The following is a 17617-nucleotide window of genomic DNA, read 5'->3' as shown; positions in this document are numbered from 1 at the left end:
TTATGGATCAGTTGTCAAGCGTGTTTTCGGTCTTTTAATGAACAGGGCAGAGCAGGTTGTAATACCTCCTCTGCCCCTTAATGTCAAGTTACATCTATCTTGATCTTCTTCGGTTTGGTATCCTCCTTCTTAGGAAGGTTTATCCGTAAAACTCCGCGATCATAAGATGCCTTAACCTTTTCCTGATCCACCGTGGATGGGAGAGTAAAAGACCGGCTGAATAAACCGTAATATCTTTCAATACGGTGGTAGTTATCTTTCTTGTCTTCTTTGTCCAGCTTCCTCTCTCCCCGTACAGTGAGGGTATTATCTTCAATCTTGACGTCAATATCTTTCATCTCCATCTCAGGAAGCTCCACTTTGAGTACAACCCCATCTGCATCTTCGTAAATGTCAACTGACGGAGACCACTCATCACTGACCTCCCTCTCACCAATAGATGGTTTAAGATATCTATCACCAAAAAACCTGTTCACCTGATCCTGCATATTAATGAGTTCAGCAAAAGGGTTCCACCTTACTAAAGCCATCTTTACCACCTCCTTTCATTAATTGTTATATGTCTTGAAATATATGTAATCATTTATAGGTTAGGGTCAAGAGTTGACGATCGAAGAAGTGCGGAATAATATATAAGGCTGGTAAAAGAGATTAAGAAAATAAAAGGTGATTTCGGTGAGTGTATTTACTGATGTAGTTATTATTGGTGCAGGGGCATCCGGTCTTTTTTGTGCTGCGCAAGCCGGTATGAGAAGACGTTCTGTAATAGTTCTCGATCATTCCGCAAGGATTGGAAATAAGATCAGGATATCAGGAGGCGGGCATTGTAATTTTACGAACAGGAATGTATCTCATGAAAATTACTACACTTCTCATAACCCTCATTTTTGTAAATCTGCATTAGCACGTTTTACACCCCATGATTTCACCATTATGATGAAAAATCACGAGATCAGGTATATTGAGAAAGACGACGGGCAGTTATTTTGTTCCGGCAGTTCACGAGACATAGTACATATGCTTTCCTCTGAATGCAGCAGGCATGGTGTGGAGATTTTATTGAATTGCCGGATAACGGACTTATCAATTAAAGAAGGCAAGTTTATTGTCAGGACTAATAAGAATGTTTTCATTGCAGACTCACTGGTTGTAGCTACAGGGGGCCTGTCGTATTCGCAGTTGGGTGCATCGGATTTGGGTTATAAGATTGCGAGGCAATTTAAACTGAAGGTTACCCCGTTAAGACCTGCACTTGTTCCGTTCATCTTTACCAAGACAGATGTCAGGTTCTTCAGTAAACTTCGTGGTGTTTCTGTAAAGTCAGAAGTTGAGTGTAAGGATAGGCGTTTCAAGGGGATGATGTTATTTACGCACCGCGGATTGAGCGGTCCTGTTATACTGCAATTGTCATCATACTGGGAAGTGGGGAACAATATTACTGTTAATCTGTTGCCGGATTATGACATAAATGCGATTTTTGTCAGGGAGAGAGGGCGCAGTGTGGAGATGAAGAATCTTTTATCCGGATTTATGCCGTCACGATTAGCCGATATATGGTGTGAGCAGAATATTCGATCAAGGCCCCTGAATCAGTATCCAGAAAAGGAACTCGGTGAGATTGCCGTCATGCTAAAAAATTGGACGATTGTGCCTGCTGGTACTGAAGGATACGAAAATGCCGAGGTCACTGGAGGAGGTGTTGATACGGACGAGTTATCATCAAAGACGATGGAGTCAAAGAAGGTGCCGGGACTGTATTTCACGGGAGAGGTGATTGATGTGACCGGACAGCTTGGCGGATATAATCTTCACTGGGCATGGGCATCAGGTTATGCAGCAGGGCAGTATGTATAAGTATAAAAAAATCATTCTTGCATCTGCATCTCCGAGGAGAAAAGAACTCCTGGGAAAAACCGGGATAAAGTTTGTGGTAGACGCAAGTGATTATGAAGAAGACCTGAGTCTTCGTATACCTGCAAGACGTCTTGCAAGGTTATTATCCTCTGAAAAGGCCAGGGATGTAGCAAGCAGGTACAGGGATGCTGTCATTATAGCCGCCGACACCATTATTTCTTTTAATGGCAAAGTATTTGGAAAGCCGCATAATGATAGTGATGCAAAAAGGATCCTTAATATTCTCAATGGCAGGGCTCATGATGTTATTACGGGATTTACCATTATAGATACGAAAGAGGGTCAATGCGCGTCGAGGTCCGTAGTTACAAAGGTCTATTTTAAGCAGATGACAATTAAAGAGATAGATGCATATGTCAGAACCGGCGAGCCGCTGGATAAGGCAGGGGCTTATGCTATTCAGGGGCTTGGGGCGGCTATGGTCAAAAAGATCGAGGGAGAGTATAATAATGTCGTGGGCCTTCCTGTAAATGCCTTAATGAAGGAATTAAGAAAGTTTGGAGTTTAATAGCTTATCGTTATGAAAAATTACATATTAGTTACACACTTCATTGGCATCATGGTTTTCTTACGGCTGTAGGAGTCAGCCAGCTCCTTCCATCCCGAGCGATGAGCCCCTCGGCAGATTCCGGTCCCCAGGACCCAGCTGCATAATTCGGGAAATCCGGAGCCGGATTATTTTCCCAGGCCTCAATCACAGGCATCAGCAATCGCCAGGCCGCCTCTACCTGATCCGCCCGCATGAACAGGGTGGCATCTCCGATCATAGTGTCCCAGAGGAGCGTCTCGTAGGCATCCGGCGTAGGTATATTAAATGCTTCTTTATAACTGAACCGCATGTCCACCGGACGAAGACGGAATTGAGAGCCAGGTTCCTTCGCTGTGAATTTCAGGATGATACCCTGTTCAGGCTGCATCTGGATTATCAGGCGCGTGGGTTGTTCATTGAGGCCGACAGAGGCGGGAAAGGATCTGTGGGGCACGTTTCGGAAGCGGATTGATATCTCCCAGAGATTTGCCGCCAGGCGTTTTCCGGTGCGCAAGTAGAACGGCACATCCTGCCAACGCCAGTTGTCCACATAGAGTTTCAGCGCAGCGTAGGTCTCGGCATTAGATGCGGGATTCACATCAACTTCTTCTCGATAGGCAGGGACTTTTTCACCGTTGAGCCAACCGCTTCCATACTGGCCACGGGCGGCAAACTCGTTTACCATATCGGGTGGAATAGGCCGCAGTGCGCGCAGGATATCTATTTTCTTATTGCGGATATCCTCTGCATCATATGCCACAGGAGGTTCCATGGCCACCAGACACAGGAGTTGGATGAGGTGGTTTTGTACCATATCGCGGAGCGCCCCTGCATGTTCGTAGTACCTGCCGCGATGTTCAACTCCCAGGGTCTCTGGAATACTGATAGTCACGTGATCTATATAACGCCGGTTCCAGATCGGCTCAAAAATAGGGTTGGCGAAACGCATGGCTAAGATGTTTTGAACCGTTTCCTTACCCAGGAAGTGATCAATACGATAGATCTGAGGCTCTGTGAAGAACCGGTTCAGGGTATTGTTAATAGACTGAAACGACTCCAGATTGTGCCCAATGGGTTTCTCCACGACAATGCGGGAGCCGGCCCGGTCCATCGCTGATCCAGCCGTCCCCAATCCAGCAGCAATGGGCTCATAAAGCGAAGGCGGTGTTGCGAGGTAGAAAACCTTTTCCAGTTTTCCACCCGATACTTTCTCCTGCTTATCAAGTCGCTCCTTAAGTTGAGTATAAATTTGCTGATTGGTAATATCAGCCTGCATATAACTAAGGCACTTAGCAAAATCATTCCATTCGTTCTCATGAGTGGTGCCGCTCCTTGAGAATTCATCTACGCTCTTTCGACAATGCTCAGAGAGCATTGCATCATTAGATTCCTGGCGATCGATACCAAGTAGTGAAAAACGCTCCGGCAGCTGCCTTTCCAGATAAAGATTATACAGGGCCGGCAGAATAAGGCGATGGGAGAGATCCCCGAGAGCACCGAATAGGACGAAAACTGTATTCAACCCTTGTTTCTTAATATTTGGGACAGGCACAGAGAAGCCTCCTTGCTCAATTCAAGTTTAGCATATATGCCGTCAAGTCTTTAATGTCTACCTCTCAAGTAGAAGAATTTATAATAATTCTAAGAATTGTTTTAAGCCTCTTTCAATATCACTTCCCAGATGAACCCGGACCACTCTTCTTTCTTTATTGTTAAGCGATCTAAAATCACCAAGCACTTGTGCCCTTTGTAAAGTAGCAAATCCGTAATCTTCGTCAGGAATTGGGATATCATATCTTGCATCTGCAGTGAAAATAATATAAACACCTTTATTTGGTCCGCCTTTATGCAATTGTCCGGTTGAGTGCAAATATCTTGGTCCATATCCTAGTGTCGTTGCAACTTTTAAATTGTTGCGTAATTTCATTCTGATACTTTGCAGGTTTTTCTCTCTGGAGGGAGTTTTTAACATATAAGCTAATAAGGAAAAATAGTCCGATGTTTTTGCAAGTTTCACAAAAGCTTTAATAAATGCTTTTAATGATTTTTATGGTACTTCGGGAACCAACTATGATTTGTATCTGCATAAATTGAAAGACCATTATGTGATACCAGAGGTTCACCCTCGGAGAATGATCCTCTTTCCTTCCATTCGTTTAAAAGGTCATTACTGTTCTTTTTGCTTTCTGCAACATTAGGTTCGTTAAAAGGATTGACACCGATTATTTTTCCCGCTGTTGCAGTGGCTATTTCCCAGCGTAAAAATTCCGCACCAATTGCATAATTATTTTTTAATTCTATTCTAACAACAGGATGAGCATTCTTTTCAAGAGAAGCTAATTTTCTTTCATCGGTTTGAGTATCATCGCCAGAAGCGTGGAGATAAACAAATACCCTGTCCTTATCATATTGTTCTGGTTTTCCTAAATCTTCGCTTTCGATCGGGATTAATCCTTTATCTTCTTTCCCTGTACTTTCTGCTATCAATTGTTCAACCCAATATCCATAAGCGCTTATAGATTTTGAAAGGACAAATGTAACTTTGTCTCTGCCAGATTTCTGATTTATTCCCAGCAAAGTTCCCAGACTTACTGCCGGACTTGCCTCCGAAGGAATAAATTCACCGCAACTTATTTTCATTTGATGGGCATAATCCAATATCTTTTTTATATCCATTCCAATCAATGCCATTGGAACTAAACCAAAATATGAAAGTGCCGAATATCTTCCTCCGTAATCTTCCGGGTTATTGAATACATGTCTGAAGCTTTTCGATTTTGCCTCTTTTTCAAGTGAAGTTCCGGGATCGGTAATTGCGATGAAATGGTTGCCTGGAGATTGAACTCCGGTATCACTTAACTTTGAATAAAAATGTCTGTAAAAGCTCAATGTCTCAATTGTAGTGCCTGATTTACTGGCAACGATAAATAAAGTTTTCTTTAAATCAATATTTGATTCGACTTCTTTCACTGCTTCCGGAGAAGTATTGTCAAGAACAAGTAATTCGGGATAACCATTAGCTGACTTAAAAGTCTCCCTGCATACTTCAGGACATAGACTGCTTCCACCCATTCCTAACAGCACAATAAATTTAATTTTATCCGCTTTAACTTTTTTAGCAAAATCGTTTATTTCATCCGATCGATTTATAAAACCTTCAACGTTCAACCAGCCCAATCTATTGCGGATTTCTTCGGTTTGTTTGTGGTCAGTTTTCCATAAAAAGGGATCTTTAGCATAAAGCCTGCGCGAATACCGTTTTTCATCCAATGATTTGAGCGCAGCCCCAACTTCCGATTTAGAAGCGGCAAAATTAATTTCCTGTCGCCCTGTTTTATCTGCTAAAAAGGCTCTTCTTCTCTTTGCAATTGTTTCCATGAATTCATCATAGGGATCGATAAATTTCTGGACTCCTTCATTGACTAATTGTGTTGTAACAAAATCCATATTGATCCCTAAACTTCGGAGATTGGAAAAAACTTTATAAGATTCATCCAGGTCTTTTTCTATCGTATTATCTTCAGGTTTTCCGTGATCATAAAATGCGTCGATTGTTTGATCAGGTAAGGTGTTTACTGTGTTGGGGCCAATTAAGGTTTCAACATATTTAACGTCGCTGTAAAGCGGATCTTTCGTGCTGGTGCTTGCCCAAAGAGGTCTTTGCACACGTGCGCCCTTGGCTGCTAAATTATTCCATCTCTCACCATTGAAAATCTTTTTAAAACTTTGATAAGCTAATTTTGCACTGGCAATCCCGGATTTACCCAATAAAAGCTCCGGACTGATTTCAACACTGGTCGTTCTTTCCGGAATAATCAAGTGACCTAATAACTGATCAACCAATACATCTATTCTGCTTAAAAAGAAGCTTGCCACGGAGGCAATTTCATCAACCGGTTTGCCTTCTGCTGACCTTTTCTCCAATGCTCTGATATAGGCATTTGTAACGGCTTCGTAACTCTCAATTGAAAAGAGTAAAGTGATATTGATGTTAATTCCCTCATAAAGCATCTGTTCAATTGCGGGAATTCCTTCATTTGTCCCCGGAATTTTAATAAAACAATTCGGCCTGTTTACGGCTTTGAATAATTTTCTTGCCTCCGCCATAGTACCTTCCGAATCATGAGCTAAATAAGGTGAAACTTCAAGACTTACAAATCCATCAATTCCATTTGATAGATCATAAACCGGCATTAAAACATCGCAGGCATCCTGAACATCTTTCGTTGTTAGTGCTTCATATATTTCTTTGACGGTTTTGTTTTTATTTACTAACTGTTTAATCTGTTGATCGTAATCGGTGCTTTTCGATATTGCTTTGTTAAAAATTGCCGGATTTGATGTAATACCTCGTAGTCCGAATTGAGTTACTCTTTTTTTCAGTTCGCCGCTTTTAATTTTTTTACGGGTTAGATTATCCAACCAATAGCTCTGTCCGTAATCGATCAGTTTTAATAAATTATTCATTAAAAGCTCCCCTTTTCATAATATAACAGGAATTTTTAATTTTCTGTATAAGGTAGCAGGATGCTCTGTATTATCATAGCTCTTATTTGGTTACAATTTTACTATCCATAATATAAGGTTGGCTTTAATATGATACTCCCACTTCATAATAAGATCAAACAATATTTACTGTAGTTTCACACAGAACTGAGGTAAGATGGTAAAAGTGGACACTATGGTAATGTATTAGACATATTATACAAAGGCCACTCCTGTGCCGAATACAATGCCGCAATTGAAAGGAGATCAGCATGACAACCTTTTCAAGTCTCGATCCAGGGCAAATGGATCAACTGGCGATCAACACGATTCGTTTCCTGTCCGTGGATGCCATTGAAAAGGCCGATAGCGGCCACCCTGGGTTGCCCCTCGGTGCTGCGCCGATGGCCTATGTATTGTGGACGCGGTTTCTTCGGCACAATCCGATCAACCCGCATTGGTTCAATCGGGACCGGTTTGTCCTGTCGGCCGGACACGGTTCGATGTTGATCTACAGCTTGCTGCATCTGACTGGCTACGATTTGCCGCTGGAGCAAATCAAGCAATTCCGCCAATGGGGCAGCAGGTCTCCGGGACACCCCGAGCGCGGACTGACGCCGGGCATCGAGACGACGACCGGTCCCCTCGGCCAGGGATTCGCCAACGGCGTCGGCATGGCAATCGCGGAATATTATCTTGCGGCACACTACAACCGGCCCGGACACCATATCGTCAATCATTTCACTTACGTGCTGGTCAGCGATGGCGATTTAATGGAAGGCGTGTCTTCTGAGGCAGCGTCGCTCGCTGGTCATTTGAAGCTCGGCAAACTGATTTGCCTCTACGACGACAATCACATCACGCTTTCCGCCTCGACTCACATCACATTCACAGAAGATCGCGCCAGGCGTTTCGAGGCGTACGGCTGGCACACGCAGACGGTTGAGGATGGAAATGATCTTGAGGTGATTGACCACGCGCTGCGTACGGCACAATCCGAGAAGGAACGCCCCTCGCTGATTCTTGTGCGCACGCATATAGGCTATGGCTCACCGCACAAGCAGGACACTTTTAAAGCGCACGGCTCGCCACTTGGCAGGGAAGAAGTGAGATTGACAAAGCAGGCGTTGGGCTGGCCACTCAATCCGGAGTTTTACATTCCAGATAATGCACTCGCGCATTTCCGTCTTGCCCTTGAAAATGGCAAACAGGCCGAAGCAGAATGGGAAGTGGGATTCTCGGAGTATTCGAAAGCGTTTCCAGACCTCGCCAAAGAATTTCAGCAGGGGATGACCGGAGAATTGCCCCAGGGCTGGGACGCCGATATCCCGGTCTTTCCGGCCGACCCGAAAGGTTTGGCAACACGCGCCGCTTCGGGCAACGTACTGAACTCGATAGCCAAGAAACTTCCAGCTTTGATCGGTGGCTCCGCAGATTTAGATCCGTCCACCCGGACAGGGCTTAAAATGATGGGTGATTTTGGAAACCCACTCGAGGAGACCGGCAATTTGCAGGGATCGACGGGCGGCGGCTGGAGTTATGCGGGACGCAACCTGCACTTTGGTGTTCGCGAGCATGCGATGGGATCAATCGCGAATGGGTTGGCGGTGCACGGCGGGGTCATTGCGTTCACGTCAACGTTTCTCATTTTCTCGGACTATATGCGGCCACCGATTCGACTGACGGCGCTTATGGAACAGGGGGTGATCTTCGTTTTCACCCACGACAGCATTGCTGTTGGCGAAGATGGCCCAACTCATCAGCCGATTGAGCAATTGGCCTCGCTGCGCGCGATCCCAAACCTGCTCGTCGTCCGCCCATGCGATGCGAACGAGACTGCCGTGGCGTGGCGCGTAGCGATTCAGACACGGGATCGACCGGTCGCGCTTATTTTGACACGGCAGGATGTGCCCACGCTTGACCGCACACAGTTCGCTGCGGCAGATGGTTTGCAACGCGGTGCATATGTTTTGGCCGATGCGCCCAATGGCAAACCGGACATCATCCTGATCGCTTCCGGGTCGGAAGTCAGCCTGATCGTTGAGGCCCGCCAAAAACTGACCGAGAGCAAGATCAACGTTCGGATAGTAGCCATGCCATGCTGGGAATTGTTTGATGCCCAATCCCGAGGTTATCGAGACTCGGTTCTTCCTCCAACAACACGGGCACGACTTGCCGTTGAAGCGGGAGCGACTCAGGGTTGGTGCAAGTATGTGGGCGACAAGGGTACTGTGATTGGAGTGGATCGTTTCGGCGCATCGGCCCCGGGAAAGGTCCTGATGAGCGAATATGGTTTCACTGTTGATAATATCCGCAGACATGCACTGGAGTTAGTAAACCGGAAAAGGGAGGCAACGTAATGCGTATCGTAACTGCGGAGGATAACGAAGGTCATGGGAGTGACAGACTGTGCAGACTACGACAGTGTTGATTTTTTTTATTTTTTAGTCGCGGCGCTGGAGTTGAGTCTGGCAAAGGGGATTTCCACTCGAACTGCTCATGCAGAACAGGCATCCAAACCGCTATCTCTTCATCAAATCTTCATACATCAATGCTAAGATTCAAAATAGCATAATCGGTCAGTCCGGATCTATCAACAGTTAATCTATCAGCATGGAGGAAAAAAGAATGAATTACAAAGAGTTCGTAAAAAAAAGGTGTGTATTGTTTATCGCAATTATTGCAGCCGGCCTGATAAACGCAGCGGTGATTCATTGGGATAGTATAAGCAATGCAGAGCCGACAGGGATTATTAAAGTCCGGCAGGGGACAGATGCAGCATCGGTCAATCCATCTGATGTAGCTGCGGCCGAACAGTTTAGCAATGTCTTCGCCGGGGTTGCAAAAAAAGTGAATCCGTCAGTAGTGACAATATTCACGGAGTCAAATGTCAAAGTGCAGCAGCCTTTCAAGGGGATGCCGTTTGATCAGTTTTTTGGAGATGATTTCTTTAAACGATTTTTTCAGGACAGACAGCCTCAGGGTAATTTAAAACAGATGGGATTGGGATCAGGAGTTATTATAGACGCGGACGGAATTATTTTAACCAATAATCATGTCGTGGATGGTGCTGACAATATCAAGGTAAAGCTGCTGAATGGAGAGGAGTATGAAGCAAAAGTGAAAGGAAGAGACGCACAGACAGACCTGGCGGTTATTACCATAAAGTCCCATAACCTGCAACCTATCCAAATAGGAAATTCTGACGCGGCCAGGGTCGGAGAATGGGTCCTGGCGATTGGCTCTCCTTTTAATCCGCAACTCGAACATACAGTGACGGCAGGAATCGTCAGCGGAAAAGGGAGAAGAGGCGTGGGAATAAGTCAATACGAGGACTTTATTCAGACAGATGCGGCTATAAATCCCGGAAATTCAGGTGGAGCCCTCGTCAATCTTCGGGGTGAATTAATTGGAATCAATACAGCAATAGCCAGCGGCACAGGTGGGTACATGGGGGTCGGTTTTGCTATTCCTTCAAAACTTGCGCAGAAGGTAATGCAGGATATCATTGAGAAAGGGAAAGTGCAGAGAGGCTGGCTGGGGGTCTATATCCAGGATGTCACTCCGGAAATCGCCAAGGCGCTTAAATTAGATTCAGCAAAAGGGGTTATTATAAGCAATATCCAGGAAAACAGTCCTGCTGAAAAAGCGGAGCTTAAAATTGAGGATGTTATACTTAAAATGAACGGAAAGGTTGTTGATAACTCTATGGAATTAAGCACCCACATTGCAGGTATGTCTCCGGGATCATCCGTGACTCTTGGAATATTAAGAGACAACAGGTTAATGGATGTTTCAGTTACATTAGGCGAATTGAGTCCTGAGGCAGAGCAGCAGTCACAACGTGACACCGGCAACTCAAAGATCGGGCTTAATGTCTCTGACATAAACCATGATCTGGCCGGAAGATACCAGATCCCGGAAAAAGAAATGGGGGTCGTTGTCGTCAGCGTTGATCCTGAAGGTATTGCTGCACAGGTTGGTTTTAAGGAAGGTGATTTAATAACGAAATTCAATAAAAAGCAGGTCCATTCTGCGATCGAATTTAATAATTCAATAAAAAAGGTCAAACCGGGAGAAGGCATGTTGTTTCAACTGTACCGTTCCGGCGGCAACTTATTCCTGGCCTTTACTATGCCAGAAAAATAATTTCCTGATACCCGCGATGATATTTTGTATAATATAGATTCAGGAATAAAAATGAGAATCTTGGTCGTCGAAGATGAGGAGGCACTGGCCTCACAGGTCAGGAATATTTTAGAGAGTGAAGGCTATCATGTTGGAATAGCATCCAATGGAATGGACGGACTCGATAAGGCTTTTGAGGAAGAATACGACCTGATTATACTGGATGTATTACTTCCTAAAATGAATGGAATCGAGGTGTTAAAAGAAGTTCGCAAAGGGAGGTTAACAGTCCCGGTTCTTTTGCTGACTGTCAGAAATAACGTTGAAGATAAAGTAATTGGACTTGATGCGGGCGCAGATGATTATTTAACGAAGCCTTTTGCTATTCCGGAACTACTGGCCAGGACCAGATCTTTATTGAGGCGTACAAGTGAAGTGAAGTCCGCTGCACTGAGCGCCGGAGACCTTGAAGTCAATACGAATACTCACCAGGTCACAATTTCAGGGAGACTTGTGAATCTGACCACAAAAGAATATGCAATCCTGGAATTTCTTCTTTACAATAAGAACCGCTTATTGTCACGGCTTTCAATTGCAGAACATGTCTGGGGGGATAGTTTCGATCTCTTTTCGATGACCAACTTTGTGGATGTACATATCAAAAACCTCCGTAAGAAGATTAATGATGACAAAGAAAAGAGGCTCATTCAAACGATTCGTGGAGTAGGTTATCTCATCAGGGATGAATAATGAAGATCCGTCTGCGGCTGACCCTGCTCTATATTACGATCACGCTTGCCATCGTGCTTATGTTCAGTCTTGGGGCATACTGGGGCATGAGAAGTTTTTTATTCAGGGCTATTGATGACGAACTCAATTATATTGCCGATTCCATTGAAAGAGCCTATGACCCGTTTTTTAATGAGTTTATCAGCCTGACCATCTCTCCGGACAACTTAAACCGCTATCTGGAATATTATGTCATTGTCCATGATACCTCTGGAAATACCATCTTTGCCTCCCCTATGACACGAATCATATCATTCGAAGTACATGGCGCCAAAGACAGGACTAAGAAAGCCTTTACAATTGATGTCAGGGTGCCGGGAAACATCTCATTTTTCAGTTCGAATGTAAAAGGGGAGATTACATTCAGGGCTATTTCACGAACGATGTATTATAAAAATCATCTAATAGGGGAGGTCATAGTTGGGGTGCCGATTGAAAGAATTAAAGAATCCATGGAGAAATTGCTGAGAGTGCTGCTTGGAGGAATTGTTTTGACCCTCATACTGGTCGGGACCGGCAGTTATTTTCTTACGCGCCAGCTCCTGAATCCTATAAACAAAATTACCCAAAAGGCAAATCAGATCAGCCATAGTAATTTGGGTGAGAGGATCATCGTTCATCATAAGGAGGATGAATTAGGGCAACTTTCAATGGTACTCAATAGCCTGCTGGGACGTCTGCAGGAGGCATTTGAGAGTCAGAAACAGTTTATGGCAGACGCCGCTCACGAGCTTAAGACACCCTTGTCCATACTGCGTGCTCACTGGGAGAATGAATTGAATAATCCCGGGTTGACACTAACGATGAAGGAAAAACTTGTTCAGGATGTTGAAACAATCTCCAGGCTGAGTCATACAATTAACAGCCTGTTAATGCTTAGTCAAGTTGAGGCGATACAAACAAATTTTGATTTTACTACACTGCAACTGGATGAACTATTGCAGGAAGTAATCACCGATGCCGGCATGATGGCGTCAATAAAAAAACAGAAAATCAATATCAAAGGGCTGACTCCGGTATCTATACAGGCAGACAAGATGCGTTTATATCAACTCTTTTTTAACCTGCTTGATAATGCCGTCAAATATACAGATCAGAAAGGTAATATTGATGTCTCTCTTTATCTGGAGTCGAAATGGGCAGTTGTGGAAGTCAGCGATAATGGCATCGGCATTCCCGTTGAAGACCTGCCGCACATTTTTGAGAGATTTTACCGTGTAGATAATGACAGCACCCGAAAAAATGCGGGGAGCGGATTGGGCCTTTCCATCTGTCAGCTTATTGTCAGGTCACATGGAGGATTAATTGAAGCAGAAAGTGAGGTCAATGCCGGGAGTACATTCAGGGTCAGGCTCCCACAATCAGTCTAATTGATACTCATTGTAATCACACATGAAAACAGGGTAATATTATTCATAACAGTTATCATGAAAAGGAGAAAGACCTTATCACGCTCTGCAATCTTCGTATACAATACGCTAAGCGGCTTGAGTTGGATCAAGGCATGAGAGTATAATAGACAGGAAAAGAAAGGAGCGAAAGTGAGCAATAGAACAGGTGTCAGACATCCGATATACAGCCTTCTGCCCGCGGAAGTCGAGGGATTCGAATCCCTGGCCGAGCTTGCCCTTGATCTGCGCTGGTCGTGGAGTCATACTGCTGATAAAGTCTGGCAGCAGCTTGATCCTGATCTGTGGGAGCTTACGTACAACCCCTGGGCGGTTCTGCAGACGGTTTCCAGGGATAAGCTTAAGAGAGTATTATCCGATCCATATTTCCGCAAAATAGTGGATGACCTCTTGCACGCCATGCGTAAGGCAGCGAAAACCCCTGCATGGTTTCAGCAAGAGCATTCGAAGTCTCAACTTACCTGTGCTGCATATTTCAGCATGGAATTCATGTTGAGTGAAGCGCTGCCAATCTATTCCGGCGGACTTGGTAATGTGGCAGGCGATCAGCTCAAATCGGCGAGTGATCTGGGAGTGCCGGTGGTAGGTGTGGGACTGCTTTACCAGCAAGGTTATTTCCGGCAAGTGATAGACAAAGAGGGAGCGCAACAGGCCCTTTTCCCCTACAATGATCCGGGACAATTGCCCATCACACCGCTCCGTCAGGCGAATGGGGAGTGGTTGCGGCTGAAGCTCGACTTGCCCGGATACCCGGTCTGGCTGCGCGCCTGGCAGGTCCAGGTCGGCCGGGTGCGCCTTTACCTGCTTGACAGCAATGACCCTGCGAACCTTCCCGCTCACCGTGGCATTACCAGTGAGCTCTACGGGGGAGGACCGGAGTTAAGGCTGAAACAGGAGATGATGCTTGGGATTGGCGGATGGCGCCTTCTTTGCGCACTTGGTATTAAGCCGGAGGTCTGTCATCTGAATGAGGGACATGCTGCCTTCGCCATTTTGGAACGAGCCCGGAGTTTTATGAATGAGACCGGACAGCCCTTCGAAGTCGCACTGGCTGTCACCAGAGCTGGTAATCTCTTTACCACTCACACGGCAGTGACTGCCGGCTTTGACCGCTTTGATCCGGCCCTCATCGAGCAATACCTGGGTGGATATGCCGAACAGAAGCTCGGCATATCACTCCACGACTTGCTCGCCATGGGCCGTCAGAATCCGAACGACCCATCGGAGAGTTTCAACATGGCCTATCTGGCAATCCGCGGAAGCGGTGCGGTCAATGGGGTAAGCCGCCTGCATGGAAAAGTAAGCAGGCAGCTCTTTGAGCCTCTTTTTCCGCGCTGGCCGATAGACGAAGTGCCGGTAGGACATGTGACCAACGGAGTTCACATGCCGAGCTGGGACTCGGCGCCGGCCGACGATCTTTGGACGGAAGCCTGTGGAAAAGATCGCTGGCTGTGGACGACGGAAACCCTCGCGAAGGACATTTACCTTATCTCCGACACCAGACTTTGGCAATTTCGTATTGCGGCAAGCAAGTCTCTTGTTGAATATGCTCGTGAGCGTTTGTCCAGGGAACTGGCTGCTTCCGGTGCGTCCACAGTGGAGGTTGCCGGGACGAAGCATTTATTTGATCCCAATTCATTGACCCTGGGCTTTGCCAGGCGCTTCGCAACCTATAAGAGACCAAATCTATTGTTGCATGATCCGGAACGATTGCTTCGCCTGTTAACCAGTCCGGAGCGCCCGGTGCAGCTTATCATTGCCGGCAAGGCCCATCCGGAGGACCAGGCGGGACAGTCTATGATACAGCAGTGGAACCATTTCATCAAACAGCCTGAGGCGCGCAGCCGTGTGATCTTCCTGAGTGACTATGACATGCTGCTGACTGAACACCTGGTGCAGGGGGTAGATGTCTGGATCAACACTCCGCGCCGGCCCTGGGAGGCTTGCGGTACAAGCGGAATGAAGGTCCTCGTCAATGGCGGTATAAATTTATCGGAATTGGACGGCTGGTGGGCAGAGGCCTACACGCCAGAAGTGGGATGGGCATTGGGAGACGGCCTGGAACATGACGACGATCCGGTCTGGGATGCAGTTGAAGCAGGGGCACTCTACGACCTGTTAGAACACGAGGTAATTCCAGAGTTCTATAACCGGGACAAAGATGGCATCCCCAGGGACTGGCTGGCCAGGATGCGGGAAAGCATGGCGCTGTTGACACCTCGCTTTTCCGCCAACCGCTCCGTGCGTGAATATACTGAGCAACACTACCTTCCTGCTGCCATAAACTATCGTAAACGAGCTGCTGATAAAGGTGCCGTTGGAAGACAGGTGGTTGAGTGGCAGCATACGATCCAGCAAAAATGGGGGACACTCCGCTTAGGTGAAATGAAGATGGAGACCAAAGGGAACCAGCATTTATTCGAGGTTCAGGTCTATCTCAATGACCTCGACCCGGCAGCAGTGCGTGTAGAGCTTTATGCCGACGGAGTCAACGGCGTTGGTATGGTTCGGCAGGAGATGAAGCGCGTCAGCAACACGTCGTCGGGTGCGTCGGGCGGCTACATTTACAGCGCTGCGGTGCCTGCGGACCGACCGGAGAAGGACTATACGGTGCGTATGATACCGCACAGCTCCGGAGTTTCGGTTCCCATGGAGGATGGTCACATTCTCTGGCAGCGGTGAACAAACTCGAACCGGAGAAAGACGGCAGATATGTTAATATCCGGCGAGCTATGGATATATGCTTGCGATCTTTGCCAGTATGGTTTTGCGATTCAGCTCAGCATTCATTGTAAGCCTTATTTTATAGGATCTTATTGCTAAATGAATTGTTCCTGTTCCCTCTATTCCCCTTTGTTGAAAAGGTCATTGTTTACCCTGGCTGTAATCCTTTTTGCGATTAATTATAGCTATGCTGCTGAGACGACCCTGGAGTATGGCATTTTTGGCAAGGTCACACTTTATCAGCAGTCTGTCCATCCTTCTCAGGTCGTTATATTCGTTTCCGGTGATGGGGGATGGAATCTTGGCGTAGTTGATATGGCAAGAGAACTCGCCACGCTGGATGCCCTGGTGATAGGAGTTGATATTACTCATTATTTGAAGGAGCTGTCAGGTAATCAGGATAAGTGTTCATATCCTGCCGGGGACTTTGAGCTATTAAGCAAATTCGTTCAGAAGAAGCTTGACTTTCCCAGATATATTCCTCCAATCCTTGTCGGGTATTCATCCGGAGCAACCCTTGTTTATGCGACAATTGTCCAGTCACCGCCTGGCACCTTTCGGGGGGCCATTAGCCTTGGATTCTGTCCTGACCTGCCGCTGAATAAGCCTTTTTGCAGAGGTAGTGGACTGGAATGGACTACGGGTCCTCATGGTAAAGGATTTAGTTTTCTGCCGGCAAAGAATCTCAGTATTCCCTGGATTGCCTTTCAGGGTGATATTGATCAGGTCTGTAATGCAATGGATGTTGAGGCGTATGTCAAGAAGGTTGACAGAGGTGAGATGGTACTGTTACCCAGAGTCGGTCATGGCTTCTCAGTGACGGGTCACTGGATGCCGCAGTTCAGGAAGGCGTTCAGGAGTCTGGTTGAAAAACAGGATCAGCAAAAGTATGCAGAAGTTGAAGATCTTAAAGACCTGCCGCTGGTTGAGGTACGGGCAAGACAGAACAACAGGAAAACCATGGCAGTTATTATTTCCGGAGACGGCGGGTGGGCAAATATTGATCGTGAAATAGGAGACATTTTGTCGAACAGTGATATTGACGTTGTCGGGTTTAATTCGCTTCAATACTTCTGGTCAAGACGCACACCTGATACAGCCGCAGACGATCTTAACAGAGTGCTGAACCATTACCTCACTGCATGGAATAAGGAGAATGCGGTTTTGATTGGATATTCATTGGGGGCGGACGTACTTCCTTTTATGATTAACAGGTTGCCGGCTGAAATCCTTGGACATGTTCCGTTGGCTGTCCTTGTCGGTCCGGGACATGAAGTGGACTTTGAGTTTCACGTAACCGATTGGCTGGGCAGGTCGTCACGAAAGACGGCGGCGCCTGTTCTTCCTGAAGTAGAAAAAATAAAAGTAAAAAAAATCCTCTGTTTTTATGGAGAGGAAGAGAATGATTCGCTTTGCAGAGTGTTGAAAATGGATAAAGCTGATATTATTCCACTCAAGGGCGGGCACCATTACGGAGGAGACTACAAAAAACTGGGCGATACGATCCTGAGGGAAATACGGTGACGCATGAGCTGATGAAATCATTTATAATGATGTTAGCATTGGAACAAATAAGGTTATTTTGGAGGGCGATAAATAAACCTGTTTTCATGACATTTTTAAGCATCATATTAGTGGG

The 17617-nt window shown here is 46.0% G+C and carries 13 protein-coding genes; 9 read left to right on the top strand and 4 right to left on the bottom strand.

The features are described 5' to 3' along the window. Positions 1 to 83: 83 nt before the first annotated feature. Positions 84 to 530: an Hsp20/alpha crystallin family protein gene (locus IT392_03805; GenBank protein ID MCC6543611.1), complete on the bottom strand. Its 447-nt coding sequence runs from the start codon at positions 528 to 530 to the stop codon at positions 84 to 86. Positions 531 to 675: 145 nt separating this feature from the next. Between IT392_03805 and IT392_03800 the strand changes: the two genes are divergently transcribed. Both IT392_03800 and maf read left to right on the top strand, forming a co-directional pair. Further along, on the top strand, positions 676 to 1854 hold the full coding sequence (locus IT392_03800; GenBank protein MCC6543610.1) for an NAD(P)/FAD-dependent oxidoreductase: 1179 nt from the start codon (positions 676 to 678) through the stop codon (positions 1852 to 1854). Beyond that, positions 1847 to 2422 (top strand): septum formation inhibitor Maf, encoded by a 576-nt coding sequence (gene maf, locus IT392_03795; protein ID MCC6543609.1) that lies wholly within the window; start codon positions 1847 to 1849, stop codon positions 2420 to 2422. Before IT392_03800 ends, maf begins: the two co-directional genes overlap by 8 nt. A 49-nt stretch (positions 2423 to 2471) precedes the next feature. Here the strand turns inward: maf and zwf are convergent, their stop codons facing one another. From zwf to IT392_03780, 3 genes are all read right to left on the bottom strand, one after another. Continuing rightward, the gene (gene zwf / locus IT392_03790; protein ID MCC6543608.1) at positions 2472 to 3980 is read right to left on the bottom strand and encodes a glucose-6-phosphate dehydrogenase; all 1509 of its coding nucleotides are present in this window, start codon (positions 3978 to 3980) and stop codon (positions 2472 to 2474) included. A gap of 93 nt (positions 3981 to 4073) precedes the next feature. Continuing rightward, positions 4074 to 4460, bottom strand: a complete 387-nt coding sequence (locus tag IT392_03785; GenBank protein MCC6543607.1) for a hypothetical protein — start codon at positions 4458 to 4460, stop codon at positions 4074 to 4076. Between the two features lie 20 nt (positions 4461 to 4480). After that, a complete protein-coding gene (locus IT392_03780; GenBank protein MCC6543606.1) occupies positions 4481 to 6910 on the bottom strand; it encodes a bifunctional transaldolase/phosoglucose isomerase in 2430 nt (809 codons plus the stop codon). A gap of 290 nt (positions 6911 to 7200) precedes the next feature. Here IT392_03780 and tkt point away from each other — a divergent pair, with 290 nt between their 5' ends. The 7 genes from tkt (at position 7201) to IT392_03745 (ending at position 17502) form a co-directional block, all read left to right on the top strand. After that, positions 7201 to 9288, top strand: a complete 2088-nt coding sequence (gene tkt, locus IT392_03775) for a transketolase (GenBank protein ID MCC6543605.1) — start codon at positions 7201 to 7203, stop codon at positions 9286 to 9288. Positions 9289 to 9321: 33 nt separating this feature from the next. Next, entirely contained in the window at positions 9322 to 9486 is a 165-nt protein-coding gene (locus tag IT392_03770; protein MCC6543604.1) for a hypothetical protein, read from the top strand. A 70-nt stretch (positions 9487 to 9556) separates the two neighbouring features. Further along, the gene (locus IT392_03765; GenBank protein ID MCC6543603.1) at positions 9557 to 11077 is read left to right on the top strand and encodes a DegQ family serine endoprotease; all 1521 of its coding nucleotides are present in this window, start codon (positions 9557 to 9559) and stop codon (positions 11075 to 11077) included. Between the two features lie 51 nt (positions 11078 to 11128). Further along, the gene (locus tag IT392_03760) at positions 11129 to 11806 is read left to right on the top strand and encodes a response regulator transcription factor (GenBank protein MCC6543602.1); all 678 of its coding nucleotides are present in this window, start codon (positions 11129 to 11131) and stop codon (positions 11804 to 11806) included. Further along, positions 11806 to 13215 (top strand): HAMP domain-containing protein, encoded by a 1410-nt coding sequence (locus IT392_03755; protein ID MCC6543601.1) that lies wholly within the window; start codon positions 11806 to 11808, stop codon positions 13213 to 13215. Before IT392_03760 ends, IT392_03755 begins: the two co-directional genes overlap by 1 nt. Before the next feature lie 171 nt (positions 13216 to 13386). Next, a complete protein-coding gene (glgP, locus tag IT392_03750; protein ID MCC6543600.1) occupies positions 13387 to 15936 on the top strand; it encodes an alpha-glucan family phosphorylase in 2550 nt (849 codons plus the stop codon). Positions 15937 to 16077: 141 nt separating this feature from the next. Next, entirely contained in the window at positions 16078 to 17502 is a 1425-nt protein-coding gene (locus IT392_03745) for a virulence factor family protein (GenBank protein MCC6543599.1), read from the top strand. Positions 17503 to 17617: the final 115 nt, after the last annotated feature.

The sequence above is a fragment of the Nitrospirota bacterium genome, assembly GCA_020846775.1.
Classification (GTDB): Bacteria; Nitrospirota; 9FT-COMBO-42-15; order HDB-SIOI813; family HDB-SIOI813; genus RBG-16-43-11.
This window is presented reverse-complemented; position numbering and strand designations above follow the sequence as displayed.